This window comes from Arthrobacter sp. 05N428_2 (assembly GCF_056397065.1).
In genome coordinates this window covers 152,235-178,259 of record NZ_JBFTMR010000006.1, presented here as the reverse complement: position 1 = coordinate 178,259, position 26,025 = coordinate 152,235, and the positions used below count along the sequence as shown (strand labels likewise).

Sequence of the window (26,025 nt, the reverse complement as noted above, 5' to 3'; positions counted from 1 at the left end):
GGCCCCCCTAAACTGAAAGCGTGAGCAAATCGATGACCAGCACGGTCGAAACCAACACAGTTGCAACTTCCGCCGCCACGGACCCGGCCAACACCGCGGCACGGCTTCATGATCCCTCCGTCCGGGGCTTCGCCTCGGACAACTATTCCGGCGTGCATCCGGAGGTGCTGGCCGCCCTGGCCGCGGCCAACGAAGGCCACCAGGTCTCCTACGGCGAGGACGACTACACCGCCCGCCTGCAGCAGCTGATGGACCACCACTTCGGCGCGGGGATCGAGTGCTTCCCGGTCTTCAACGGCACCGGCGCGAACGTCCTGTCCCTGCAGTCACTGCTGCCCCGCTGGGGTGCCGTTGTCTGCGCCTCCACGGCCCACATCAACATGGACGAGAATGGCGCTCCGGAGCGGATCGGCGGTATCAAACTGCTGCAGGTCCCCACAACTGACGGCAAGCTCACCCCGGCCCTGATCGACCAGGAGGCCTGGGGCTGGGGCGACGAACACCGCGCCCAGCCGCTGGCCGTCTCGATCACGCAGACCACCGAACTGGGCACCTGCTACACCCCTGACGAGGTCCGCGCCATCGCTGAACATGTCCATTCCAAGGGCATGAAGCTGCACATGGACGGCGCCCGGCTGGCAAACGCCGCGGCCCACCTGGGCGTCCCGCTGCGGGCCTTCACCCGCGACGCCGGCGTGGACATCCTCTCCTTCGGCGGCACCAAGAACGGGTTGCTGTTCGGCGAGGTCGTCATCGCCCTGAACCCCGACGCCGCCCACGGCCTGGTTTACCTGCGCAAGATGAACATGCAGTTGGCCTCCAAGATGCGGTTCATGTCCGCCCAGTTCATTGCCCTGCTGGAGGGAGAACTGTGGCTGCGTTCGGCCGCGCACGCCAATGCGATGGCTGCCCGGCTGCGCGCCGGCGTCGAGTCCATGCCCGGCGTCGAACTGAGCCAGAAGACCGAGTCCAACGGCGTCTTCGCCATCCTGCCCGCCGGCGTGGCGGACCGGCTGCGGGAGTCGTTCCGCTTCTACGACTGGAACGAGGCGGCCCGTGAGGTCCGCTGGATGTGCTCCTTCGACACCACAGAGGAAGACGTTGATTCCTTCATCGCCGCCATCCGGCGCGAACTGGCGAACGGCTAGCCGCACGCCCGTCCCGGCCGGGCGGCGAGCCTGCAGGGCAGGGACGACAGCCGTGCATAACCTTTCACTGTGAACCCCCTCGAACAGGTTCCGGCGGATTTTCTCTTCGCTTTGGGAACCCTGCGAAACGCCCGCTGCCGCAGCGAGTTGCGCCTCGACGAGATCCCGGCTCCCGGCCGGCTCGCGCCCTACGCAGTGGCGCTCGGCGCGGAAGTGGTGGTTCCCGGCGACGGAGCAAGTGGCGCCGTCCACGGCCCGGCAGCGGCCGCCCTGGCCCCGGCCACCGGCAGCGACGACGTAGAACTCGCCACCGGCCGGTTCATCCTCCTGCACGACCCCGACGGCTCCGCGGTCTGGGACGGCGAATTCCGGATCGTCACCTACATCCGTGCCCAGTTGGAGCCGGAGATGGGCAACGACGAGATGCTCGGCTCAGTCGCCTGGACCTGGCTCGTGGAGGCCCTGGAAAACCATCGGGCGCCGTACCGCTCGGCCGGCGGCACAGCCACCCGGGTACTCTCCGAGAGCTTCGGCACGCTCGCCGACCGCCCCGGAAGCATCGACATTGAACTCCGTGCCTCCTGGACCCCGGCCGGCAGGGATATCAGCGCGCACCTGGAGGCATGGTCGGACATGGTCTGCACTTTTGCCGGCCTGCCGCCATTGCCCGATGGCGTCTCCGCATTGCCCCGCCGCCGCCCCGGGCAGGCATGAGAAGAGGCCCGCAGGCGCAGCCCCGACCGGTGCCGAGAGCGATGTCGGTAAACTGGAGGCATCATGACCGCTCATAATCCGGAAATCGGCACGGCCAACACAGCCGCATCCGCCGACACAGTCCCCAGCACGGCCGGGGCCGCTGAGACAGCAGCCCACATCACGGTGGAAGGCTTCGACAGCCTGGTTCCCGAGGTCATCGACCTCGACGCCCCCCGCGACGGCGTCCCGCTCGTCATCGAAACCCGGGCGGGCTTGGAACGTTGCGCCGCGGCCCTCGCCGCCGGCCACGGGCCCGCAGGAGTTGACGCGGAGCGTGCCTCCGGATTCCGGTACGGCCAGCGCGCCTTCCTCGTCCAGATCCGCCGCGAAGGGGCCGGCACCTGGCTGATCGACCCGGAACCGTTCGGGGACCTGCGCATCATCGATGAGGCCCTGCGCGGCGTCGAATGGATCCTGCACGCGGCCAGCCAGGATCTCCCCTGCCTGTCCGAACTCGGCATGTGGCCGGACAAACTCTTCGATACCGAACTCGCCGCCCGGCTTGCCGGCCTACCCCGCGTGGGTCTCGCGGCCGTGATCGAGCAACTCCTGGGCTTCGGCCTCGCGAAGGAACACTCCGCCGCCGACTGGTCCACCCGTCCACTGCCGGAACCCTGGCTGCGCTACGCCGCGCTCGACGTCGAGGTACTCGCCGAATTGCGCGAGGAGCTGATCGAACTCCTCACGGCCGACGGCAAGCTGGAATACGCGGAGCAGGAATTCGCCGCGATCCTCGAGGCCGGCACGGCCCCGCCGCGCGTCGATCCATGGCGCAAGACCTCCGGACTGCACCAGATTCGCGACCGACGCCAGCTCGCGGCCGTCCGCGAACTCTGGTTGGAGCGCGATTCGCTGGCGCAGAAGCGCGACGTCGCGCCGGGCCGGCTCATCCCCGATTCGTCCCTCGTGGCAGCCGCGAAGGCCATGCCCGCCACCGTCCCGCAACTACTCGGCACCAAGGGCTTCCACGGCCGGGCCGCGCAACGTGAAGCGCCGCGCTGGCTGCGCTGCATCAGCACCGCCCGCGGCCTCGAGGAGCTGCCGCCGCTGCACCTGCCCACCAACGCGCCCCCGCCGCCGCGGGTCTGGGCCGACCGGGATCCGGACGCCGCCGCACGCCTGGCCACCGCGAGGCCCAAGCTGCAGGCCCGGGCCGAGGAACTGAACCTGCCGGTCGAGAACCTGCTCACCCCGGATTACCTTCGGCGCGTCGCGTGGCGGCCGCCGGCGGAAATCAGCGAGGAAGGCATCGCGGAAGAGCTCCAGAACCTCGGCGCCCGGCAGTGGCAGATCCAGCTCACGGCTCCGCTGATCGCCGACGCTTTCCTGGACCCGCAGCCGCTGCCGGCCAAGGACACCAAGGCGCCCGTCCCGGCTGAAACCGGCCCCGAGGCCGCTCCTCCGGTGGAATCCGCGCCGCGCCCCGGGACCGCTTCCTGACCGGACCGCACCCTCCCCTTGCCAGCTATGTTACTCATGAGTAACATAGCTGGGAGATGCCAACTGGATCACTCCGGTCCGTCCGCGCCCACCGGCCGCGGTCCGGGATCCGGCACCATGTCTCAATGAGGAGTAATACGTGAGTCAAGCCAGCAGCGGAAATCCGAGCAGCGAAACCCCCAACGGCGCAAGCCCGGGCAGCGGAGGGGGTCTCGGCGGAAGAAACAGGGCCATCCGCGACGTCGTCTTTGTCGACGGCGTCCGGACCCCGTTCGGCCGCGCCGGCGAGAAGGGCATTTACGCCGGCACCCGCGCCGACGACCTCGTGGTCAAGTGCATCCGCGAACTTCTGCGCCGCAACCCTTCCCTGCCGGCCGCGCGGATCGACGAGGTGGCCATCGCCGCCACCACCCAGACCGGGGACCAGGGCCTGACTATCGGCCGCACCGCGGCGCTGCTCGCCGGACTCCCGCGGACCGTTCCGGGCTTCGCAATCGACCGGATGTGCGCCGGTGCCATGACCGCGGTGACGACAACAGCCAGCGGCATCGGCTTCGGTGCGTACGACGTCGTCATTGCCGGCGGCGTCGAGCACATGGGCAGCCACCCGATGGGCGCCGGCGCGGACCCCAACCCGCGTTTCATGTCCGAACGGATCGTGGACCCCGCGGCCCTGAACATGGGAAACACCGCGGAAAACCTGCACGACCGCTTTCCCGCCATCACCAAGGACCGCACGGACGCCTATGCCGTCGCTTCCCAGGACAAGCTCGCCGCTGCCTACGCCAAGGAGCAGATCCAGCCGGACCTGGTCCCCGTGGCCACGATGAAGCCGGGCCAGGGCTGGACCGTCAACACCGTGGACGAGCCGCCACGCCCGGGGACCTCGGTGGAGGATCTCGCGGCACTGCGCACCCCGTTCCGCGCGCACGGCCGCGTCACCGCCGGCAACGCCGCCGGGCTCAACGACGGCGCCACCGCCGCGCTGCTGGCTTCCGCGGACGCCGCCGAAGAGCTGGGTCTGCCGGTCAAGATGCGTCTGGTCAGCTACGCCTTCGCCGGCGTCGAACCGGAGGTGATGGGCATCGGCCCGGTCCCGGCCACCGAGAAAGCCCTGAAGAACGCCGGGCTCGGCATCGAGGACATCGGCCTCTTCGAAATCAACGAGGCCTTCGCCGTGCAGGTGCTGAGCTTCCTGGACCACTTCGGCATCGCCGACGACGACCCCCGGGTCAACCGCTACGGCGGCGCGATCGCCGTCGGACACCCGCTCGCCTCTTCCGGGGTCCGGCTGATGAACCAGCTGGCGCGCCAGTTCGAGGAGGACCCGGGCGTCCGCTTCGGCATGACCACCATGTGCATCGGCCTCGGCATGGGGGCCACCGTCATCTGGGAAAACCCGCACCACGCCGCCTACGGCACCGAATACACCACCGAGACTGGAGCCGCAGCATGAGCGCCGCCGATTTCCGCAAGCTTGCCGAATTGTTTCCGGGCGAAACCGTGACCCACTCCTACGTCCAGGACCTCGAGCTTCCGGCCGTGAACGGCACCAGCCCGGGAACCTTCGCCCTGATCACGCTGGACAACGGCCTGGACCACTCCAAGCCCACCACCCTGGGCCCGAACACCCTGATCGAACTGGGAACCGTCCTTGAAGGGCTGCGGGACCGCGCGGCGCGCGGCGAGATCGTCGGCGTCGGCGTGACCGGCAAGCCGCACTTCCTGGTCGCCGGGGCCGACCTTTCCACGGTCAAGTCCGTCAGCGGCCGCGAGCAGGGCCTCTGGATGGCCCAGCTCGGCCACGACGTGTACGCGACCCTGGCCAACCTTGGCGTGCCGAGCTTTGCGTTCATCAACGGGCTGGCCCTGGGCGGCGGCCTGGAGATCGCACTGCAGTCCACCTACCGCACCGTCTCCACCGGGGCCGGCGCGCTGGCCCTGCCGGAAGCGTTTATCGGGCTGATCCCGGGCTGGGGCGGCGTCTACCTCCTGCCGCGGCTGATCGGGCCCGAGAACGCCCTCAAGGTGATGATTGAGAACCCGCTGAGCAACAACCGCACCCTGACCGGCCCGCAGGCCTACGAGCTCGGGGTGGCGGACGCCATGTTCGAGCCGGCGGACTTCGTCGAGCAGTCCGTCGCCTGGGCCGCCCGGGTGATTGCCGGCACCGTCACCCCCGAACGCGCCAACGCCGTCGACGCCGCCGCCCCGGAGGTCGCCGAACGCTGGGCAGCCGCCGTCGCCGCCGGCCGCGCCTACGTGGAGGCCAAGACCTCCAACGCATCCCCGGCCCCGGCCAAGGTCCTCGACGTGCTCGAAGCCAACCGCACCCTGACCCAGGCGGAATCGGCCGAGCTCGAATGCGAGACCCTCGCGGACCTGATGCAGACGGACGAGTTCCGTTCCACCGTGTACGCGTTCCTGGACCTCGTGCAGCGCCGGGCCAAGCGCCCCGCCGGCGCCCCGGACCGCAAACTGGCACGGCCGGTGACCAAGATCGGCGTCGTCGGCGCCGGCCTGATGGCCAGCCAGCTCGCGCTGCTCTTCGCCCGCCAGCTCAAGGTGCCCGTCGTGCTGACGGACATCGACCAGGCCCGGGTGGACAAGGGCGTGGGCTATGTGCACGCCGAGGTGGACAAGCTACTGGCGAAGAAGCGGATCAGCGCGGATGCCGCCAACCGGACCAAGGCCCTGGTCAGCGGCTCGGTGTCCAAGGAAGCCTTCGCCGACGCCGACTTCGTGATCGAGGCCGTGTTCGAGGAGCTCAACGTCAAGAAGCAGGTCTTCAAGGAGGTCGAGGCGATCGTCTCACCCGAATGCATCCTGGCCACCAACACCTCCTCGCTGTCCGTCACCGCCATGGCGGAGGACCTGCAGAACCCGGAGCGGCTGGTGGGATTCCACTTCTTCAATCCGGTGGCTGTGATGCCGCTGCTGGAGATCGTCCGCGCTCCCAAGACCGACGACGCCGTGCTGGCCACCGCGTTCGAACTGGCCAAAGGCCTCAGGAAGTCCGCCGTGCTGGTCAAGGATGCCGCGGCGTTCGTGGTCAACCGGCTCCTGCTGCGGTTGATGGGTGAAGTGACGGGCGCCTTCGACGAGGGCACCCCGGCCGAGGTGGCCGACAACGCGCTGCGCCCGATGGGGCTGCCGATGACGCCGTTCACGCTCGGTGCCATGGTGGGGCTCCCCGTCGCCCAGCACGTCCAGGAATCCCTGCACACCGCGTTCGGTGACCGCTTCACCGTCTCGGCGAACCTGCAGGCGCTGATCGACAACGGCATCAAGTCCATCTGGGATCCGGCGTCGGTAAAGTCCGGCCACCCGGTCATCCCGGCCGAAACCCTGGCGCTGATGTCCTTTGGCGACTCACCTTCCACCGCGGAAGAGGTGCTGCGCCGCACCCAGGACGCCCTCGCCGAGGAGATCGGCCTGATGCTGGCCGAAGGCGTTGTGTCCGGCCCGGAAGACATCGACCTCTGCGTCATCCTCGGCGCCGGCTGGCCGATGTTCCTCGGCGGCATCACCCCCTACCTGGACCGGGTGGGCGCCTCCGAGCGGGTCACCGGCAAGAAGTTCCTGGCGCCGGGGGTGGCCTCGGCGCCGGCCGCCTGAACCTGGGCCTGGGCCTGGGCTTGGGCCTGGCATGAGCCTGAGGCACGCCAAGGCGCCGCCGTCCCCCGCGATATGGCGGTGGACGGCGGCGCCTCGTCGTGGACCGGCAGTTACTGGCCTGTGCCCGCCGACGGGGCAGTGGTCGGGGCGCCGGAGCCGGCGCCCCCGGCGGTCCCGGCAGTCCCGCCGCCGCGGCGGCCCTGGCCCGGGGTCGGGCTCCCCGAGCCGGTTCCCGTTCCCGCGCCCGGACCCTGGACCGTGCCGAAATTGGTGCGCGGCCCGCGCGTTCCGGCATCGATCTGTTTCTGGATGGCTGAACCTGTGAACATGCCGGCGGCCACCAGGACAACGCACACCAGCACCTTGGTGGACCGTCCCATGACGTACCTGCTTTTGGGAACGAACGGCTCGTCATCGGCGACAGGCAACATGAGGGAATCACCGGCGTCGGCCGGGAGCTCCGCGGCTGGCAGCGTCTCCGTGGGGAACTGCTCGGCAGGCTCGCCGCCGACCTGTGCGGCGCGGCCGGTACCTGGGATGTAGCTCTTCATGGAAGTCCTATTCATAACGGAGTGCGTCGATCGGCCGCAGTTTCGCGGCCTTGTTGGCGGGATAGACACCAAAGACGAGGCCGATGACGGCGGACACGGCAAGGGAGAGCCACACCGTCCAGGCCTGGACCTCGGGCTGGACCCCGAGGACGGGGAAGGCGCTGCCGGCGAAACCGATGACGATTCCCGCCACCCCACCGATCACCGAGATGATCAAGGACTCGATCAGGAACTGGGCGACGATGCTCCCGCGGGAAGCGCCGATGGCCTTGCGGATGCCGATTTCCCGGGTTCGCTCTGTGACGGTGACCAGCATGATGTTCATGACGCCGATCCCGCCGACCAGGAGGCTGATGGCGGCCACGGCCCCCAGCAGGATGGTCAGGGTCTGCGTGGTGTTGGTGGCGGTACTGAGGATCTGGGCCTGGTTCCGCACCTGATAGTCCCGGCTGGTGGCGTCCACCCTGTGGCGGGCATCGAGGATCATCTGCAACTCGTTCTGCGCCTGGTTCATGACCTCGGCGGAGCTGGCCTGGACAGTGATCGACGCCAGCGTCGGTGCATACCCGGTGAACTTGTTCTGGGCAGTGGACAGCGGCACGACGACGATATCGTCGGGGTCGTTCAGCCCCGAGGATCCCTTGGCGCCCAGCACGCCGGTGACGGTGAAGTTCTGGCCGTTCAGTTGGACGGTCTGTCCGACGGCGGACGCGGTCTTGGTGCCGAACAGGTCCGCGGCGACGGTGTTGCCGATCACGGCTACCGGATTCCCGGCCTGTTCGTCGGCGTCGGTAAACAGGGCACCCGATGCCACGGCGCTGTTGGTGATGGCGAAATACGACGAGGTGGTGCCCAGGAAACTCGCCACCGCGTGGGTGGCGCTGTTGTAGGTCCCGGTCACGTTTTGCGCCTGCACGATCGGTGCCGTGCGTGCGACGTCGGGCGCGAGCACCGGGTCGGTGAGGGCCTTTTCGTCGTCGAGCGTGAGGTTGGTGCTGCGGGTGCGGCTGGCCCCCACCTGGGATCCGGCGCCGGCGCGGCCTCCGACGGAGGTTGACCGGCTCACGGTCAGCACGTTGGTCCCCAGCTTGCCGATTTGGGCCTTGATGGCGTTGCTGGTGCCCGCGCCGACGGCAAGCAACACGATCACGGCAGCGATGCCGATCAGGATTCCCAGCGTGGTCAGGATCGACCGCATCTTGTTGGCCGCGACGCCGGTGACGGCGAACCGGGCCGACTCCAGCAGGTTCACTGCGCCCCGGCCAGGGCGCGGCCGCCGAACGGCTGCTGCCTGACGTCCGAAACGATCCGGCCGTCCTGCATCCGCAGCACCCGGCCGGCCCGTTCGGCCACGTCCATCTCGTGGGTGATCATCACGATGGTCCGGCCCGCTTCGTGAAGCCGTTCGAACAGGTCGAGGATTTCCGAGGATGAGCGTGAATCCAGCGCGCCCGTCGGTTCGTCGGCGAGCAGCAGGACGGGATTGGTGACGAGTGCCCGGGCGATGGCCACGCGCTGCTGCTGGCCGCCGGAAAGCTGTGAGGGTTTGTGGTCCGCACGGCTGGATAGCCCGACAGAGTCGAGCATCGCCAGGGCGCGGGTGCGCCGTTCGGTCCGGCCCACTCCGGCGTAGGCAAGTGGCATGGCCACGTTCTCGACGGCCTTGGTGCGCGGAATCAGGTTGAAATTCTGAAAGACAAAGCCGATCTTGCGGTTGCGGATCTGCGCCTGCTGGAATTCGTCGAGCTCGGCCGTGTGGATGCCGTCCAGAAAGTAGTTCCCGGAGGTCGGTGCATCCAGGCAGCCGATGATGTTCATCATGGTCGACTTGCCGGAGCCGGATGCCCCGATGATGGCCACAAATTCGCCGCGCTCGATGGTGATGCTGACGCCGTCGAGCGCCCGGACCTCCGCCTCACCGTTGCCGTACACCTTGTTGACTCCGGAGAGTTCGATGACCGCCATGGTTACTGCCCCCCGTTCCGGGCGCCGCCGCCACGGTTGCCGCCGGTGAGCCCGGCTCCGCCGAAGCCGTTGCCCGGAGTGGTTCCGGTGCTGCTGTCCAGGGTGCTCGAGATCGCGGGAAGCTCAATCTGGTCCCCTTCCGAGAGGCCGGTGAGCACCTGGGTCCTGCCGTTGGCGGTGATTCCGGTGGTGACGCGGGTCGCCGTCGTCGTCCCGTTCTTGACGACGTTGACGGTCTGCCGGGTCCCGCTGGTGGTCACCGCAAGGCTGGGCACGAGCAAGGCGCTGTCCGCGATGGCCGTGGTGACGGAGATGTTGGCGCTTTGGCCCAGGCGCAGGGTTGACGGCGGGTTGGCGATTGACACGGTGACGGGGTACGTGACGACGCCGTTGGTGGTGCTCGAGGTCTGTGCAATTGAGACGACCTTGCCGGTGACCGGGGCGGCGTTAGCCTGTTGGCTTAGGGCGGGAAAGACAAACTCCGCAGTCTGCTCCGGCTTCATGTTCGCGATGTCCGCTTCGGAGAATCCCGCCGTCACCTGCAAATGACCCGTGTCGCTGATGGTGACGAGGCCGCCGCCGGAGGCGGACGAGGTAGCCGCGGCGGCACCGGAAGCACCCGCCGAGCCCGTGGCCGTGCCACCGGACGCGGCCCCTGCGGACCCGGACGAGGCCCCGCCGGATCCGGTCAGCGCGCCGACCGTGGCGCTGACCGCGGTAATGGTGCCGGCCACCGGGGCGTTCAGGTTGCAGGCGGCGAGGTTGGCCTGGGCCGTTTCGACCGCGAGCTGTGCGCTGGTGACGTTGGTTCCCCCGGCCGAGGCCGCCGAGTTCTGGGCATTCCCCAGCGCCGTGCTGGCCGTGGAGACCTGTTGCTTGTCCTTGAGCTGGGATGACGCCGCCTGGTTTTGCGCCTGCGTCAGGGCCTGCTGGTCCTTGGCGAGCTGGTTCTGCGCCGCGGCTACGGGATCATTCCAGTTGGCCGGTTTCGGGCTGGGGACGGGCAGGGCCTGCGCGGCGGCGACAGCACTGGTGTCCGAGTCGACCGCCTTCTGCGCCGCTGCCACCCCAGCGGCCTGCTGCGAGGCATCCAGGTTGGCGGACTGCTGGGCGTTGACCAGGCTCTGGTTGGCCGAGGAAACCTGGCCCGCGGCCGAGACCTGCTGCTGATTGGCTTGGGCACTGATTGAGGACAATTGCGCTTCGGCGGTCTTGAGCGCATTCTGCGCGTTGGTTGGGTCGATCGTCAGCAGCTGCTGCCCGGCCGTGACCTGTTGGCCCAGGGCTGCGCTAACGGAGACTATGGGGCCGGTGCAGTTCTGGGCGTTCACCACGGTGGTCGTCGCGGGCGAGACGTTGCCCGACGCCGTGGCGACCGAGGAGATGCTGGCCTTGGTCACCGCAACCGTCCGGGTCGAAGCCGCGGGGGATGTTGAGCCTGCGGCCGTGACGGACAGGTAGGTCCCTGCGCCGAGCGCCAGAATCAGGGCGCCCAGTGCAGAGTTGATGACAAGGGTTTTAGAGGTCATGGCAGGACGGTATCGGCCGTGCCTGAGCGAAGCCCGGGAAAAGCTTGGGAGACCGCCGGTCCGGCGGGTCAGGATCCGGCGGCTACCGCACGTCCAGGGAGCGGGCCAAGGCGCCCACCGACGAAATCAGCTCGTCCAAGCAGTGCGCTGGATCGTTGCCCGCCACAATCCTGGCGTTGGGCGGCAGGCCCCACAGACCGCGGAAGTCCGCCACTGTGGTACCGGCCAGCAGCGGGGAATCCGTCTCGACGTCGACCGTGGCCGGCCGGGTGCTGAACGGGGTCCGTCCAGCCGCGACGCAGGCGGCAAACGCGTCGTGCATATGCGCCACGTAGCCCTGGCCGCAGCGCCGGTGGAACTCCAAGTAGAACCGGACCGCGTCCGACAGGCACGCCACCAGGGGGTTGCCGGAGGTGCTGCGCAGTCCTTCGGGCTGGTCCGGCAGCACCAATTCGGGTTCCGGAACCCCGGCGGCGTCGCCGAGCTGGCGCAGGTGCTCCGGCCGCAGCTCGATCCGCTCCGTGGACTCCAGGGCGCAGACCACCGGCAGTTTGTCCTCCGGCAACCCGCGGTAGGCCGCGTAGACTTCCTTGGCCGCGTGCGGGTCCACCGCGGTGTTCCACTCCGCCGTCGGCGTCGTGTTGCCGGGATAGTAGAAGCTGCCGCCCATGATCACCAGGCCCTTGAGCAGCCGGGGCAGCTCCGGCTCGCGCCGCAGCGCGAGGGCGAAATTGGTCAGCGGTCCGGTGATCAGCCCGGTGATCTTTCCCGGGTGCGCCCTGGCTTCTTCCACCCAGACGTCGACGGCGTGCCGCGCCGAAACCTGCTGGACCGGCGGCGGCAGCACGGCGTAGCCGATCCCCTGCGGCCCGTGGGTCTCCTCGGTGGTGACCAGCGGGATCGTCAGCGGCACCTCGGCGCCGACCGCGACCTCAATCCCCTCCTGTCCGCACAGCTCCAGCAGCGACAGGCTGTTGATCGCCACCTGCCGGGCATCGACGTTGCCGGCGGTGCAGGTGATGGCCGCCAGCCGGACCTCGGGCCGGGACAGCAGGTACACAATGGCCAGGGCGTCGTCGATGCCGGTGTCGACGTCCATCAGGACCGACTGCACCGCGGTATCAGCGCCGGGCACGCCAGAGCGCAGAACAGTGCGGCCTAGAACAGCGCGACCTTGGGGGTCCGCGGGAAGATCTGGTCAAGTTCGGCCAGCTCGGCGGCGTCCGGGACCCAGGCGACGGCGGCGGCGTTTTGCCGGACCTGTTCCGGCCGGGTGGCCCCGGCGATCACGCTGCTGACCGACGGCTGCGCAGCGAGCCAGGAGAACGCGACCTGGATCTCGTTCAGGTCACGTTCGGCGGCGAAGGTGGAGAAGGCACCGAGCTGGCCCCAGTCGGCGTCGTTGACAAGATTGGTACGGGTGTGGCTGAGCCGCGACCCTTCCGGCGCCTTCCCCTGCGAGTACTTGCCGGTGAGCAGGCCGTTGGCCAGCGGGAAGTACGGGAGCACGCCCAAGCCGTAGGCTTCGGCTGCCGGGGTGACCTCCAGTTCGGCGCGCCGGTCCAGCAGGTTGTAGTGGTTCTGGCTGGAGATGAAGCGGGCTCCGCCGCGGGCGCGGGCCACGAATTCGGCCTCCGCGATCTGCCAGCCGGCGCGGTTGGAATGGCCGATGTAGCGGACCTTTCCGCTGGTCACGAGCTCGTCGAGGGCTGCGAGGGTCTCATCGATGGGCGTCAGCGGGTCCGGGGTATGGAACTGGTAGAGGTCGATCCAGTCCGTCCCGAGCCGCCGCAGCGACGCCTCTGCCGCCTTGATGATGTACCGGCGCGAGCCCCGGGCGTCGAAGTCGTTGCCGTTGGTGCCGCGCATGTCCATGCCGAACTTGGTGCCGATCACGGCGTCGTCGCGGCGCCCGGCCAGTGCCTTGCCCAGCATGGTTTCGCTCAGTCCGGGCTCGCGCCCGTAGGCGTCGGCGACGTCAAAGAAGGTGATGCCGGCGTCCAGGGCCGCATGCACGACGGCGTCGGTCCCCTCCTGCGACTCGGTGGCGGTGTTCGCCCGGCCCAGATTGTTGCAGCCAAGTCCTACGGCCGAGACGGTCAGTCCGGAATTTCCTACGCGGCGGTATTCAGTCATGGGGACCAGCCTATAACGGCCGGCCATGGCCCTCCGGCAGCGCCGGCCCGGCGGCTATCCCGCGGGAAGCTCCAGCCCGTGCTCGTCCATGGCGTCCTCGAGTTGCGCGAGGGTGCGCGGGCAGACGCCCGGCATGCCGGCCAGCCGGCGGTGGCCCAGCAGCGCGACGTGTTCGAGGGTTTCCACCCCCGCGTGGGCAAGTGACTTGCGGGCTGGTGCCGCGAGCCCTGCGGGAAGTGGGGTGCTGCCTGGTCGAGGGGATTTGCGCGTCATTGCGTTGCCTTCCGGTCGGTTGCCCCCAAACGGATGTGAGCCGTGACCGGCTCCTTGCAGGTGGTTCCAGACCTAGAGCGTGAAGCTGTTCGCCGGTTTGGCGGAGTGCTTGAGCTTGAAGTCGGTCCCGTCGAACGGTGCGGCACCGATGCTCAGCTTGGTGAAATCCAGGTCCTCGCCGCGGATGCAGACCTTGATCGCGTTAACGGTTTTGTTAACGTCCGGAGTGAGGCAGTAGATGTTGAGCTTGGACTCGGAGAACTCGGAACGGTCCACCACCCCGAGGCCGCGCCAGGCGAGGTGCCCGATCAGGGCGTCCTTGGCTTTTTCCTCGAGGTAGCGGTCGCGGCTGGTCCCGTCCTTGGTCTTGAGCGCGTACTGCGCCACCACCCAGAACTGCTCCCCGTCCGGGATCTCCGCGTAGCCGTCCTCGGCGCACTGCGCCGCGAATGCCGCCATCAGGCCCTCGCCGGCGGCAGCGTCGGCGACGGGGGTTTCCTCGGTCTTGCTCTGGTGCCCGACAACGCCGTGGTTCATCACGAACTCGTGGAACTCCTCGTCAATCCAGGCTTCCCTGAACTGCAGGACTCCCTCTTCGTCGTGCTTGTAGACGCGGATAATGCCGCTCATGGCTGTCCCTTCGTAAACGGTCACAGGATCGGCAGGCTGCCGGTACTGGGGTGTTGCTGTCCGGGCAGCGGCCGCGCAAACGGCACCTTGGTCCCCAGGACCTGCGCGACGACGTCGTGCGTGATTTGCTGGGCGGTCAGGCCGACCCGTTCCAGCACCTGGCTGCGGCTCCCGTGGTCCAGGAACTCCACCGGGAGCCCCACCTCGTTCAGCGCGGTGTCCACCCCGGCGGCCCGCATTTCCTGGCGGATTCGCGACCCGACGCCGCCGGCGCGCACCCCGTCCTCGATGCAGATGACGAGACGGTGGTGGGAGGCCAGGGCGATCACGGACCTGGGGACCGGGAGCACCCAGCGCGGATCCACCACGGTGGAGCTGATGCCCTGGGCGCCGAGCCGGTTGGAGACGTCCAGTGCGACTTCGGACATCGCGCCGACACTGACGATCAGCACGTCGTTGTCGCTCGATCCGGCCGGGCGGCGCGCGAGCACGTCGACGCCGTCGCTGAGCCGTTCAACGGCTTCCACTTCGGCGCCGACGGTGCCTTTGGAGTAGCGGATGACGGTGGGTGCGTCTTCGACGGCGACTGCCTCGCGCAGTTCCTCACGCAGCCGGCTGGCGTCGCGCGGCGCGGCCAGGTGCAGGCCGGGAACGATCTGGACCATCGCCATGTCCCACATGCCGTGGTGGCTGGCGCCGTCGGGCCCGGTAACCCCGGCCCGGTCCAGCACGATCGTGACGCCGGCCTTGTGCAGCGCGACGTCCATCAGTAGCTGGTCGAAGGCACGGTTCAGGAAGGTGGCGTAGACGGCCACCACCGGATGCAGTCCCCCGAAGGCCATGCCCGCCGCAGAGGTGAGGGCGTGTTGTTCGGCGATGCCGACGTCGAACACCCGTTTCGGGTGCCGGGCGGCGAACTTGTGCAGTCCGACGGGGATCAGCATGGCTCCGGTAATGCCGACGATGTCCTTGCGTTCATCCGCGATGTCGGCGATTTCGTCGGCGAAAACCGAGGTCCAGGACTTCGCGCCGCCCGCCTCGGTGGGCACGCCGGTTTCCGGGTCGATGATGCCCACGGCGTGGAACTGGTCGGCCTCGTTGGCCCGAGCCGGCGCGTAGCCGTGGCCCTTTTCGGTGATGGCGTGGACGATCACCGGACCGGCGTAGTTTTTCGCCGTGGAGAGGGCGTTTTCCATGGCCTGCAGGTTGTGGCCGTCCACCGGACCGATGTACTTCATGCCCAGGTCCTCGAACATGCCCTGCGGGGCCCACCAGTCCTTGATGCCCTTTTTCATGGCATGCAGGCTCTTGTAGGTGAATTGGCCGGCCGGGCCGCCGCTCTGCAGCCTCTTCTTCCACCAATCGAGTGCGACCTCGTAGGCCGGCGCGGCGCGGAGCGAATCGATGGTGGGGCGCAGCGAGGCCAGGTAGTCGGCGACGCCGCCGACGGTCGGCGCGTAGGAGCGGCCGTTGTCGTTCACTACGATCACGACCCGGCGCTTCTTGTCCGCCGCGATGTTGTTGATCGCCTCCCAGGCCATGCCGCCGGTCAGGGCGCCGTCGCCGACGACGGCGATCACGTAGCGGTCGCCGTCGCCGGTCAGCTGGCGGGCGCGGGAGATGCCGTCGGCCCAGGACAGCGACGAGGAGGCATGCGAACTTTCGACGATGTCGTGTTCGGACTCCGCCCGGTCCGGGTAGCCGGACAGGCCGCCCTGCTGGCGTAGCGTACTGAAATCCTGGCGTCCGGTGAGGAGCTTGTGCACGTAGGACTGGTGGCCGGTGTCGAAGACAATGCTGTCGCGGGGGGAATCGAAGATCCGGTGCAGCGCGATGGTGAGTTCAACGACGCCGAGGTTCGGCCCGAGGTGGCCTCCCGTCTGGGAGACGTTGCCGATCAGGAATTCCCTGACCTCGCCTGCCAGCTGGTCCAGCTGCGCCTGGGACAACTTGCTCAGGTCCTGCGGACCCCGGATGGTCTCCAAGATTCCCAACGGCCCCTCCTTCGGGTGGTAGACATGCCGTTTAACTCTAACGCCTCGAAGCGGGCCCCGGCGCCGGACCGGGGTCCGGAGACGCGAACGCCCCGGTCCGTCGGGGACGGGCCGGGGCGTTCGCGCTGCGCTGCGGTGCTGCTGGACTGCCGCTAGTGGGCGGAGATCTGGCGCAGTACGTACTGCAGGATGCCGCCGTTGCGGTAGTAGTCGGCTTCGCCCGGGGTATCGATGCGCAGGACCGCATCGAAGGACGTGGTGGAGCCGTCTTCGGCCGTCGCGGTGACCTTGAGGGTCTTCGGCGTGGTGCCGTCGTTGAGGGCGGTGACGCCTTCAACGGCGAACGTTTCCGTGCCGGTCAGGCCCAGGCTGGCGGCGTTCTGGCCGGCCGGGTACTGCAGCGGCAGGACGCCCATGCCGATCAGGTTGGAGCGGTGGATGCGCTCGTAACTCTCGGCGACAACGGCCTTGACACCCAGCAGTGCGGTGCCCTTGGCGGCCCAGTCACGGGACGAGCCGGAACCGTACTCCTTGCCGGCCAGGACGATCAGCGGGGTGCCGGCGGCCTGGTAGTTCTGCGCGGCGTCGTAGACGTAGGCCTGCGGGCCGTCAGCCTGCGTGAAGTCGCGGGTGAAGCCGCCCTCGACGCCGTCGAGGAGCTGGTTCTTGATCCGGATGTTCGCGAAGGTGCCGCGGATCATGACTTCGTGGTTGCCACGGCGTGAGCCGTAGGAGTTGAAGTCCTTGCGCTCCACACCGTTGGCCAGCAGGTACTGGCCGGCCGGGGTGTCCGACTTGAAGGAACCGGCCGGGGAGATGTGGTCGGTGGTGACCGAGTCGCCGAGCTTGAGCAGCACGCGCGCACCGGTGATGTCCTGCACGGGTTCCGGCTGCGCCTTCATGCCCTCGAAGTACGGGGGCTTCCGGACGTAGGTGGACTTCTCGTCCCAGGCGAAGGTGTCGCCGGCCGGGGTGTCGAGTGCCTTCCAGCGGTCGTCGCCCTCGAAGACGCCTTCGTAGCCGCGGGCGAACATGCCCTTGTCGATCGAGGAATCGATGACCTGCTGGACCTCGACCGGGTTCGGCCAGATGTCCTTCAGGAAGATGTCCTTGCCGGACTCGTCCTGGCCCAGGGCGTCGTTCTCGAAGTCGAAGTCCATGGTGCCGGCCAGGGCATACGCGATGACCAGCGGCGGGGAGGCCAGGTAGTTCATCTTGACGTCCGGGTTGATCCGGCCTTCGAAGTTGCGGTTGCCGGAGAGCACGGCCGTGACGGAGAGGTCGTTGGCCTGGATGGCCTCGGAGATCTCGGCGTCGAGCGGGCCGGAGTTGCCGATGCAGGTCGCGCAGCCGTAGCCGACGATGTAGAAGCCGAGCTTCTCCAGGTACGGGGTCAGGCCCGACTTGTTGTAGTAGTCGGTGACGACCTTGGAGCCGGGGGCAACGGAGGTCTTGACCCAGGGCTTCGAGGTCAGGCCCTTGTCGACGGCGTTGCGTGCCAGCAGCGCGGCAGCCAGCATCACCGAGGGGTTGGATGTGTTGGTGCATGAGGTGATCGAGGCGATCGACACCGCGCCGTGGTCCAGCTCGAACTCCCGGCCGTCGGCGGTCTTGACCGCGACGGTATTGGACGGGCGTCCGTTGGAGTGCGGCCCGTGCGCGTGCGGCGCCTGTTCCGTGAGGTGCGTCGAGGAGGCGGTGAACGACGGCGAGTCCGAGGCCGGGAAGCTCTCGTCGATCGCCTCGTCCAGGCTGCCGTCGGTGAGGTCTTCCTGCACGTAGTTGCGCAGGTCCTCGCGGAACTGGGCCTTGGACTCGGTGAGGATGATGCGGTCCTGCGGGCGCTTCGGGCCGGAGATCGACGGGACCACCGTGGACAGGTCCAGCTCGAGGTACTCGGAGAACTTGATTTCCTTGGAAGGATCGTGCCACAGGCCCTGTTCCTTCGCGTAGGCCTCCACGAGGGCCACGTTCTCATCGGACCGGCCGGTGAGGCGCAGGTAGTCGAGGGTGACGTCGTCGATCGGGAACATCGCGGCGGTGGAGCCGAACTCGGGGCTCATGTTGCCGATCGTGGCGCGGTTGGCCAGCGGCACGGCCGCGACGCCTTCGCCGTAGAACTCCACGAACTTGCCGACCACGCCGTGCTGGCGCAACTGCTCGGTGATGGTCAGGACGACGTCGGTGGCGGTGGCGCCGGCCGGGATGGACCCGGTCAGCTTGAAGCCTACGACGCGCGGGATCAGCATGGAGACGGGCTGGCCGAGCATGGCAGCCTCGGCTTCGATGCCGCCGACGCCCCAGCCGAGCACGCCCAGGCCGTTGACCATGGTGGTGTGCGAGTCGGTGCCGACGCAGGTGTCCGGGTAGGCACGCAGCACGCCGTCAATCTCACGGGTCATGACGGTGCGGGCCAGGTACTCGATGTTGACCTGGTGCACGATGCCGGTTCCGGGCGGGACGACCTTGAAATCGTCGAACGCGGTCTGGCCCCAGCGCAGGAACTGGTAGCGCTCACCGTTGCGCTGGTATTCGATCTCCATGTTGCGCTCCAGTGCGCCGGAGTTACCGAAGACGTCGATCTGCACGGAGTGGTCGATGACCATTTCCGCCGGTGCCAGCGGGTTGACCCGCTTGGGGTCGCCGCCGAGTTCCTTGACGGCCTCACGCATGGTGGCGAGGTCCACAACGCAGGGCACGCCAGTGAAGTCCTGCATGATCACGCGCGCCGGCGTGAACTGGATTTCAGTGTCGGGCTGGGCGTTGGGGTCCCAACCGGCCAGTGCGCGGACGTGGTCGGCCGTGATGTTGGCGCCGTCCTCGGTCCTCAACAGGTTTTCAAGCAATACCTTGAGGCTGAACGGAAGGTTTTCTGCACCTTCAACGGAGTTCAACCGGAAAATTTCGTATTCGGTACCGGCTACATTAAGTTTGCCTTTTGAACCGAAGCTGTCCACAATGCTCATCGCAGGACTCCTCTCGCAACAGTTTCATCTTTGCCGCGCCGCAGACCCCTTGCTAGTTAGGCCAGCCTAACTAAGACAAAACGTTTGAAAACAACTCTCGAGGCACAGGGCGTTGCCCTGCTTGCTCAACAGTCGCCGTGAAAAAGGGACTCCGGCGTGACGACGGACTACTACCGCCATACTAGTGGCATCAGCGCCGGGGAGTCAGTAACGCCACAGCCTCCATGTGGTGGGTGTGCGGGTAGAGGTCAAAGGCGCGCAGCCTCTCCAGTCCCCAGCCGGCCTGCTGGAAGTAGCCCACGTCGCGCGCGAACGACGCCGGATCGCAGGAGACATAGGCGATCGCCCGCGGACCGGCCGCGGCCAGTTGGTTGACAACCGCCTTGCCGGCGCCGGCCCGCGGCGGGTCGAGGACCAGGGCGTCGAAGTTGCCCGGCGTCTGCCGCAGCACCCGCTCCACTTTGCCTTGGACGATTTTGACCTGCGCCGCCCCGTGCAGGTTCTTACGGGCATCCCGGCTGGTGCCCGGAGCGCCCTCCACGGACAGCACGGACCCGGTGACGCCGACGGCGTCGGCGAGCGGCGCGGTGAACAACCCGGCGCCGGCGTAGAGGTCAGCCACCACGGACCCGGCCGCGAGGTAGCCGCCGTCGTGCAGGAAGCCGGTCACCGCCCCCACCAAGGTCTCCGGGGCATCACGGTGGATCTGCCAGAACCCGTCCCCGGACACCCGGTAGTCGTGGCCGGCGGCGGTTTCCTGCACCCAGGTGCGGCCGCGCAGCTGCGTGACCGACCCCGTGCCGGGATCCGCCCGGGCCACCGAGACGTCCTCCGGCAACTGGGCCAGGATGCCGTTGAGCCGCTTGGCCCGGGTCCCGGCTGCCGGCGCCAGGAGCACCAGCGGCCGCGAACCGTTGCCCGGCGCCGCGACCTCGATCCGCTCGATGCCTTGCAGGTCGAGGTCCCAGAGCCGGAGCGAGTTGATGCCCTCGACGGCCAGCGGCATCTCGCGGACCGGAAACACTTCATTGCTGCGGTGTGCGTGCATGCCGAGCTTGCCGCCAGGAGTCACCGCAAACCCGGCGCGGGTCCGCCAGGCCAGGCCGGTGGCCTTCCCCGCAATTGCCTCCCCCACGGCCTCAACCGTGAGGTCCGGGAGTTCGACCCCGGCCAGCCGGTGCAGCTGCTCGGCCAGGACCTCGGCCTTGAGGCTGCGCTGGCGTTCCAGCGAGATGTGGCCCAGCTCCGCGCCGCCGACCGGCGGGTGGCCGTGGGACCAGGAACGCTGCGAGTCGGCGACGTGCCAGAAGTGCTCCACCCGGTCCGGGGACGGCTCCAGCACCTCAACGACGTCGGCGCGCCAGAATTTGGCGGACTCGCCGTCGTCGGTAAGCCGGATCCGGACCTTTTCACCGGGGATGCCGTGCCGGACGAAGATCACGCGGCCCTCGTGCCGGGCCACGCAGTGGCCGCCGTGCGCAACGGGGCCGACGTCGACGACCAGCTCGGTCCGGGCGGGGTGAGTGGTGTCGGTGCTCATCGGATGTCCTGCAGGTTTTTCGATTCTTCGGAAGACTTGAGCTGCCACGGCACGCTGGCCACCATGACGCCGGGCTCGAAGTGCAGCCGGGTCTTGATCCGGAGCGCCGTCTGGTTGTGCACCAGCTGCTCCCACCACTTGCCGACGACGTATTCGGGGATGTAGACCACGATCAGGTCGCGCGGCGAGTCGCGGCGCATGTTCTTGATGTACTCCATGATCGGCGTGACCGTCTCGCGGAACGGGCTGGCCAGCACCGTCAACGGCACCGGAATGTCCAGCTTCTCCCAGTCCGCGAGCGTCTGTTCCGTCTCCTCGGCGCTGATGTCCACCGTGATGGCGTCCAGCCTGGAGGGCCGTGAGGCCCGGGCGTAGGCCAGTGCCCGGAGCACCGGCTTGCGCACGTGGGAGACCAGCAGCACGGCGTGCACGCGGGTCGGCAGCGCCCGGGGCGAAGAGTCCTCGTCCACGGCGAGCTCCTTGGCCACGTTGTCGTAATGCGCCCGGATGCTCCACATGATCAGGAAGAGGACAAACATGGCCAGCAGCGCGATCCAGGCGCCCTGCTCGAACTTGGTGATCAGCACGATCACCAGGACCAGGCCGGTCATGCCGAAGCCGATCGAGTTGATCGTCCTTGACTTGATCATCCGCAGTTTGGTGGCCGGGTCCTTGGCGAGTTTGAGCTCGCGGCCCCAGTGCCGGATCATGCCGAGCTGGCTCAGGGTGAAGGAGATGAAGACGCCCACGATATAGAGCTGGATGAGCTTGGTGACGTCCGCGTTGAACGAGATGATCAGCACCAGCGCGCCGGCGGCCAGCGCCAGCACACCGTTGCTGAAGGCGAGCCGGTCGCCGCGGGTGCGGAGCTGGCGCGGCAGGTAGCCGTCCTGCGCGAGGATCGAGCCGAGCACCGGGAACCCGTTGAAAGCGGTGTTCGAGGCGAACACCAGGATGACGCCGGTGGCGGCGACCACGATGTAGAACGGGAGGGACCCGGCCCCGAAGACGGTCTGCGCAATCTGGCTGATGGCCGGGTTCTGGATGTAGCCCTCGTCCACCGGGTGGCCGTTGAGCAGGAACTCCTTCGCCGGGTCCTGCACAATGTGCACCTTGGTGGCGTTGGCCAGGTAGATGATGCCAGCGAGCATGGAGGCGGCGATCACGCCGAGCAGCAGCAGCGTGGTCGCCGCGTTCTTGCTCTTGGGCTTCTTGAAGTTCGGCACGCCGTTGCTGATTGCTTCCACGCCGGTCAGAGCGGCGGCGCCGGAGGAGAACGCCCGCAGCAGCAGGAACGCGCCGGTGAGCCCGACCAGTCCCTCGTCGAAGCCGGGTGCCGGGATGATCTGGAACTGGGCCGACGGCGCCTGCCCGAGCTGGCCCGTGGCGGCCTGGAAGACGCCGACGGCGGTCATGCCGAGGATCGAAAACATGAAGATGTAGGTCGGCACGGCGAAGACGCTGCCTGCTTCGCGGATGCCGCGCAGGTTCACCAGCGCCAGGACCACGACGCCGATCGTCGCGATCGTGGCCTGCTGGCCGTGCAGCGACGGGACGGCTGTGGTGAGGTAGGCGGCGGCTGAGGACATTGATACGGCGACGGTGAGCACGTAGTCCACGAGCAGCGCAGCGGCGACCGTGAGGCCGGCGTACTTGCCAAGGTTTTCATTGGCGATCTCGTAGTCGCCGCCGCCGGACGGGTAGGCGTGGACGTTCTGGCGGTAGGAGGCCACGACGGTGAGCAGCACCACCATGACCGCGAGCCCCACCCAGGGTGAGAAGGCCACGGCGCTGACACCGGCCAGGGCCAGGGTGAGCAGGATTTCGTCGGGCGCGTAGGCCACCGAAGAGAGCGCATCGGAGGCGAAGATCGGAAGCGCGATCCGTTTGGGCAGCAGGGTGTGGGCCAGGCTGTCGTTCCGGAAGGGCTTGCCTACCAGCACGCGCTTCACGGCATTGAAAATTGTCAGCACCAGACAAAGCTAGTCTGATTCGGACGCGATGTCATGACGGCGAAACCTGCTGTCCGGCGGCCGGCGGGCCGCACCGCCGCCGGACCGGCTCCGGGGCCGCGCCGGCCGGTATTGTTTGACGCAGCAACAAACACACAGAAGCTTGAGGAGGCACGGGTGGCGCACTTCGTGATCATGGGTTGTGGCCGTGTCGGGGCGACCCTGGCGCACACGCTCGAGGACGCCGGCCATTCGGTCGCGATCATCGACCAGGACGACCGTGCGTTCCGGCGGCTGCGGACCGGCTTCTCCGGCCGCAAGGTCACCGGCGTCGGCTTCGACCGGGAAACGCTCAAGCAGGCCGGGGTCGAAGAGGCCTACGCGTTCGCCGCCGTCTCCAGCGGCGACAATTCGAACATCCTGGCCACCCGGGTGGCCCGCGAGACGTTCCACGTCCCGCATGTCGTGGCGCGCATCTACGATCCGGGCCGCGCCGAGATCTACCAGCGGCTCGGGATCCCCACGGTCGCCGCGGTGCGCTGGAGTGCGGACCAGGTGCTGCGCCGGATCCTGCCGGAGCAGCACCTCGCCGGCGACTTCCGCGACCCCTCGGGCCGCCTCGTGCTGGCCGAGGTGGAGGTCGACGCCGGCTGGATCGGCCACCCGCTGGCCGCGATCGAAAAAGCCGCCGACATCCGCGTCGCCTACCTCACCCGCTTCGGCGAGGGCATCATTCCACGGCCCGGAACCGCCTACCAGGACGGCGACACGGTCCATGCCATGGTGGGCGTTGACCGCACTTCTGAGGTTGCCCACATTCTCGCCAAATCCCCCGCCAAGGAGTCGTAAGTGAAAGTCGTCATCGTCGGGGCGGGCAGCGTCGGTTCCTCGATCGCCCGTGAATTGTTGTCCCACAAACATGAAATCCTGCTGATCGACCTCAAGCCCGAGGTGATCGGCCGCAGCGGGCTGCGCGGCGCGCACTGGCTCGTGGGCGACGCCTGTGAACTCAGTACCCTCAAGGACGCCCGGCTGGAGGACGCCGACGTCGTGGTCTCCGCGACGGGCGATGACAAGGTGAACCTGGTGGTGTCGCTGCTGGCCAAGACCGAGTTCGGCGTCGGGCGGACGGTGGGCCGGGTCAACAACCCGAAAAACGACTGGATGTTTGACGATTCCTGGGGCGTCGACGTCGCGGTCAACACCCCGCAACTGATGACGGCCCTCGTGGAGGAGGCGGTGGAAATCGGCGACCTGGTCCGGTTGCTGACCCTGCAGACCGGGGTGTCCTCGCTGGTGGAGTTCACCGTGCCGCACGACTCGCACGTGATCGGCCTGACCGTGGGCGACATCGACTGGCCGGAGGACGCGACCCTGGTGGCGATCCTGCGCGACCAGGCGCCGATCACGCCGAGCCGGGACGACGTGATCGACGGCGGCGACGAGCTGTTCTTCGTCACCACGATCGTGGCGGAGGACGGCCTGCGTGCCCTGCTCTCGGCGCCCGAGGACCAGCACGGCCGCGAGGCCCAGCCCGCTGCCGACGACGGCTTCGACGGTTAGGCCCACCCGCTCCAAATAGTTGCGCTGTCACTAATGGCCGTTCCCAGGGCTGGGAGCGGCCATTAGTGACAGCGCATCAGGTCAGTTGGGCTGGGCAGTGCCGTCCGCGGGGGCGGGCGCCGGACGGGTGAGCAGCCAGGCCACCCACATTCCCAGGAGGTACAGCGGCGCGCCCATGATCAGCCGGGTGGTTGCCAGGCCCGCGAGGCCCGGCTCCCCCATCAGGTACAGGGGGACCTGGACGAGCAGCCGCAGGGCCAGGACCGAGATGATCACCCAGGTGCCGATCCGGTACGCCTTGACCCGCGCCGGATGCTTGCGCCAGTCCAGGCCCTCGTTGCGGATGAAACCGAACAGGAGCCCGGCGACAGGCCAGCGCACCGCGATCGAGATGGTCATCGCCAGGATGTAGCCGATGTTGGTGAAGAACCCCAGCACGTAGAAGTCCTCGGCTTTGCCGGTGGAGTTCGCCAGCCACGCTGAGAGCCCGACCCCGACAATCCCGGCCAGGGCCTGGGTCAGCGGCTTGCGCTGGACCAGCCGCGCGACAGTGAACACCACCGCCACCGCCAGTGCGGCGACCAGGGCCGGCGTCAGCTCGCGGCTCGCGGTGAAGACAATCAGAAACACCAGGCCCGGAAGGATGCTTTCGGCGAGGCCCTGGACGCCGCCGGCGCTTTTGAGCACGTCGATGTTGCCGTTGCTGGAGCGGTGCAGGCCGGCCTTGGCCGCGTAGTTCTCGGCGAACTGGCTCACGGTTGGCTGGGGGTCTTCAGGCGTGCTCATTGCTCCTCCTTGCGGGAGAGTATTTCGTAGCGCGGATTGAACATGGTGGGCAACCCGTCCCGGATGGTGACCATGCCCTCAAGCCGGAGCTCCAGCCCTGCCCTGACCCCGGGGATGCGGCGCCGTCCCAGCCAAATCACGCGGAGCCGGTCGGCGGCCACGGGTCCGCGTGTGCGCCGGGTAGCAGGCTGCGTCGCGTGGCTGGCCGGCACCTGACGGGCCTTGGGCGGCGGGGAGTCGTGGTCCGTGATGATCGCAGTGAAGGCTGCGACTTCGGCGGCCGGGGCGTAGGTCACGGACTCGATGAAGCCTCGGCAGAGCACCCGTCCGCGCTCCGGCAGGCCGCGCACCGGAACGGCTGCGGCTGGCTCCTTGCCAGGGGCATCAGCCAATCTGGGTGATCTCCGGCCCGCGCTCGGGCTGCTCGAATTCCGGTGCACCCTGCTCGAAGTCCGGGGTACCCAGCGGCGCGGCGGCCGCGGAGTCCCGGGGAAGCCGGAGCTGCAAAAGGTCGCGCGGCGGCATCGGGCTCTCGCCCCGCACCACGACGATTTGCCGGAACAGCTCCTCAAGTCCGGCGGCGGCGTCGCGATCCAGCGCGGCATCCCCGCCGAGTACGCCGCGAAGGAACCAGCGCGGGCCGTCGACGCCGATGAACCTGGCCACGCGGTATCCCTCGCTGCCGTCACCGGCGGGCAGCTTGGCGACCAGCTCGATGCCGAAGTGGCCTTCGATCTCGTCCACCTGGCCGCCCTGGCTGCCCACCGACTGGCCGATCTGTTCGCGGATTTCGTCCCAGAGGCCCTCGGAGCGGGGGGCGGCGAAGGCCTGCAGCTGCAGGCTGGACCCGTCCAGGTCCATGGTGACTGCCACGACGCGCTGGGTGGCTTCCTCGACCTCCAGCCGGAGCTGCAGCCCTTCCCGCGGGGTAATCAGCAGGGCGCCGAGGTCGACGTAGCCGTCCTGGTCATCGATCTCGGAGACGTCGTAGGGGCCGGCGCTGCGGACGGCAGCGTCCGGAGCCTCGGCAGCTGCGCCGGTTCCAACAGCGTCAGACTCCCCGGCATCGCCGGTGTCCGTCAACTGCTCCTGCTTGGCTTTTTTGCCACGCCCAAAAACCATCGGGTTTTCTCCTTAGTTGTGATCCCGTGCGAAGCCCTCGGCTACCGCACAGTGTT

General features: G+C 68.3%; 22 protein-coding genes. 7 read left to right on the top strand and 15 right to left on the bottom strand.

What is annotated here, in order from left to right; all coding sequences use genetic code 11:
• Positions 1-32 precede the first annotated feature (32 nt).
• From AC1DGI_RS09040 to AC1DGI_RS09020, 5 genes are all read left to right on the top strand, one after another.
• On the top strand, positions 33-1,148 hold the full coding sequence (locus AC1DGI_RS09040; RefSeq protein WP_476898592.1) for a threonine aldolase family protein: 1,116 nt from the start codon (positions 33-35) through the stop codon (positions 1,146-1,148).
• Positions 1,149-1,217: 69 nt separating this feature from the next.
• A complete protein-coding gene (locus AC1DGI_RS09035; RefSeq protein ID WP_441399826.1) occupies positions 1,218-1,862 on the top strand; it encodes a DUF3000 domain-containing protein in 645 nt (214 codons plus the stop codon).
• A gap of 63 nt (positions 1,863-1,925) precedes the next feature.
• A complete protein-coding gene (locus AC1DGI_RS09030; protein WP_476898532.1) occupies positions 1,926-3,344 on the top strand; it encodes an HRDC domain-containing protein in 1,419 nt (472 codons plus the stop codon).
• Positions 3,345-3,576: 232 nt separating this feature from the next.
• Complete coding sequence (locus AC1DGI_RS09025) at positions 3,577-4,800, top strand: thiolase family protein (protein ID WP_476898591.1); 1,224 nt, start codon at positions 3,577-3,579, stop codon at positions 4,798-4,800.
• The gene (locus tag AC1DGI_RS09020) at positions 4,797-6,962 is read left to right on the top strand and encodes a 3-hydroxyacyl-CoA dehydrogenase NAD-binding domain-containing protein (protein WP_476898531.1); all 2,166 of its coding nucleotides are present in this window, start codon (positions 4,797-4,799) and stop codon (positions 6,960-6,962) included. The genes AC1DGI_RS09025 and AC1DGI_RS09020 overlap by 4 nt, the downstream gene beginning before the upstream one ends.
• A gap of 110 nt (positions 6,963-7,072) precedes the next feature.
• Here AC1DGI_RS09020 and AC1DGI_RS09015 read toward each other — a convergent pair whose 3' ends face one another.
• The 12 genes from AC1DGI_RS09015 to AC1DGI_RS08960 all read right to left on the bottom strand — a co-directional run bounded on the left by AC1DGI_RS09015 (position 7,073) and on the right by AC1DGI_RS08960 (position 22,519).
• Complete coding sequence (locus AC1DGI_RS09015) at positions 7,073-7,513, bottom strand: hypothetical protein (protein ID WP_441401162.1); 441 nt, start codon at positions 7,511-7,513, stop codon at positions 7,073-7,075.
• A gap of 7 nt (positions 7,514-7,520) precedes the next feature.
• Positions 7,521-8,765 carry an ABC transporter permease gene (locus tag AC1DGI_RS09010; protein WP_476898530.1) on the bottom strand — a complete coding sequence of 415 codons (1,245 nt, stop codon included), beginning with the start codon at positions 8,763-8,765 and terminating at the stop codon, positions 7,521-7,523.
• Positions 8,762-9,478, bottom strand: coding sequence for an ABC transporter ATP-binding protein (locus AC1DGI_RS09005; RefSeq protein ID WP_476898529.1), 717 nt, complete (start codon positions 9,476-9,478; stop codon positions 8,762-8,764). Before AC1DGI_RS09005 ends, AC1DGI_RS09010 begins: the two co-directional genes overlap by 4 nt.
• Before the next feature lie 2 nt (positions 9,479-9,480).
• Positions 9,481-11,007: an efflux RND transporter periplasmic adaptor subunit gene (locus AC1DGI_RS09000; protein ID WP_476898528.1), complete on the bottom strand. Its 1,527-nt coding sequence runs from the start codon at positions 11,005-11,007 to the stop codon at positions 9,481-9,483.
• Positions 11,008-11,089: 82 nt separating this feature from the next.
• Entirely contained in the window at positions 11,090-12,121 is a 1,032-nt protein-coding gene (locus AC1DGI_RS08995) for a nucleoside hydrolase (protein WP_441401177.1), read from the bottom strand.
• 44 nt (positions 12,122-12,165) lie between these two features.
• Positions 12,166-13,143, bottom strand: coding sequence for an aldo/keto reductase (locus AC1DGI_RS08990; protein ID WP_441401170.1), 978 nt, complete (start codon positions 13,141-13,143; stop codon positions 12,166-12,168).
• A 54-nt stretch (positions 13,144-13,197) separates the two neighbouring features.
• On the bottom strand, positions 13,198-13,416 hold the full coding sequence (locus AC1DGI_RS08985; protein WP_441401172.1) for a helix-hairpin-helix domain-containing protein: 219 nt from the start codon (positions 13,414-13,416) through the stop codon (positions 13,198-13,200).
• Between the two features lie 72 nt (positions 13,417-13,488).
• Positions 13,489-14,046 (bottom strand): hypothetical protein, encoded by a 558-nt coding sequence (locus tag AC1DGI_RS08980; RefSeq protein WP_441401173.1) that lies wholly within the window; start codon positions 14,044-14,046, stop codon positions 13,489-13,491.
• Between the two features lie 20 nt (positions 14,047-14,066).
• Complete coding sequence (gene dxs, locus AC1DGI_RS08975) at positions 14,067-16,040, bottom strand: 1-deoxy-D-xylulose-5-phosphate synthase (protein ID WP_476898527.1); 1,974 nt, start codon at positions 16,038-16,040, stop codon at positions 14,067-14,069.
• Positions 16,041-16,192: 152 nt separating this feature from the next.
• The gene (locus AC1DGI_RS08970) at positions 16,193-19,006 is read right to left on the bottom strand and encodes an aconitate hydratase (RefSeq protein ID WP_476898526.1); all 2,814 of its coding nucleotides are present in this window, start codon (positions 19,004-19,006) and stop codon (positions 16,193-16,195) included.
• Between the two features lie 190 nt (positions 19,007-19,196).
• Positions 19,197-20,546 (bottom strand): class I SAM-dependent RNA methyltransferase, encoded by a 1,350-nt coding sequence (locus AC1DGI_RS08965; RefSeq protein WP_476898525.1) that lies wholly within the window; start codon positions 20,544-20,546, stop codon positions 19,197-19,199.
• Entirely contained in the window at positions 20,543-22,519 is a 1,977-nt protein-coding gene (locus tag AC1DGI_RS08960; protein ID WP_441402525.1) for an APC family permease, read from the bottom strand. Before AC1DGI_RS08960 ends, AC1DGI_RS08965 begins: the two co-directional genes overlap by 4 nt.
• 156 nt (positions 22,520-22,675) lie before the next feature.
• Between AC1DGI_RS08960 and AC1DGI_RS08955 the strand changes: the two genes are divergently transcribed.
• Together AC1DGI_RS08955 and AC1DGI_RS08950 are read left to right on the top strand one after the other, a co-directional pair.
• Positions 22,676-23,347: a potassium channel family protein gene (locus tag AC1DGI_RS08955; RefSeq protein WP_441402524.1), complete on the top strand. Its 672-nt coding sequence runs from the start codon at positions 22,676-22,678 to the stop codon at positions 23,345-23,347.
• On the top strand, positions 23,348-24,061 hold the full coding sequence (locus tag AC1DGI_RS08950; protein WP_476898524.1) for a potassium channel family protein: 714 nt from the start codon (positions 23,348-23,350) through the stop codon (positions 24,059-24,061).
• A gap of 81 nt (positions 24,062-24,142) precedes the next feature.
• Here AC1DGI_RS08950 and AC1DGI_RS08945 read toward each other — a convergent pair whose 3' ends face one another.
• Genes AC1DGI_RS08945 through AC1DGI_RS08935 form a run of 3 tightly spaced genes read right to left on the bottom strand, consistent with a single transcriptional unit; the run spans position 24,143 to position 25,969 of the window.
• Positions 24,143-24,847, bottom strand: a complete 705-nt coding sequence (locus tag AC1DGI_RS08945; protein ID WP_476898523.1) for a DUF3159 domain-containing protein — start codon at positions 24,845-24,847, stop codon at positions 24,143-24,145.
• Positions 24,844-25,239: a hypothetical protein gene (locus tag AC1DGI_RS08940; protein WP_476898522.1), complete on the bottom strand. Its 396-nt coding sequence runs from the start codon at positions 25,237-25,239 to the stop codon at positions 24,844-24,846. Before AC1DGI_RS08940 ends, AC1DGI_RS08945 begins: the two co-directional genes overlap by 4 nt.
• Entirely contained in the window at positions 25,232-25,969 is a 738-nt protein-coding gene (locus AC1DGI_RS08935) for a DUF3710 domain-containing protein (RefSeq protein ID WP_476898521.1), read from the bottom strand. Before AC1DGI_RS08935 ends, AC1DGI_RS08940 begins: the two co-directional genes overlap by 8 nt.
• Positions 25,970-26,025: the final 56 nt, after the last annotated feature.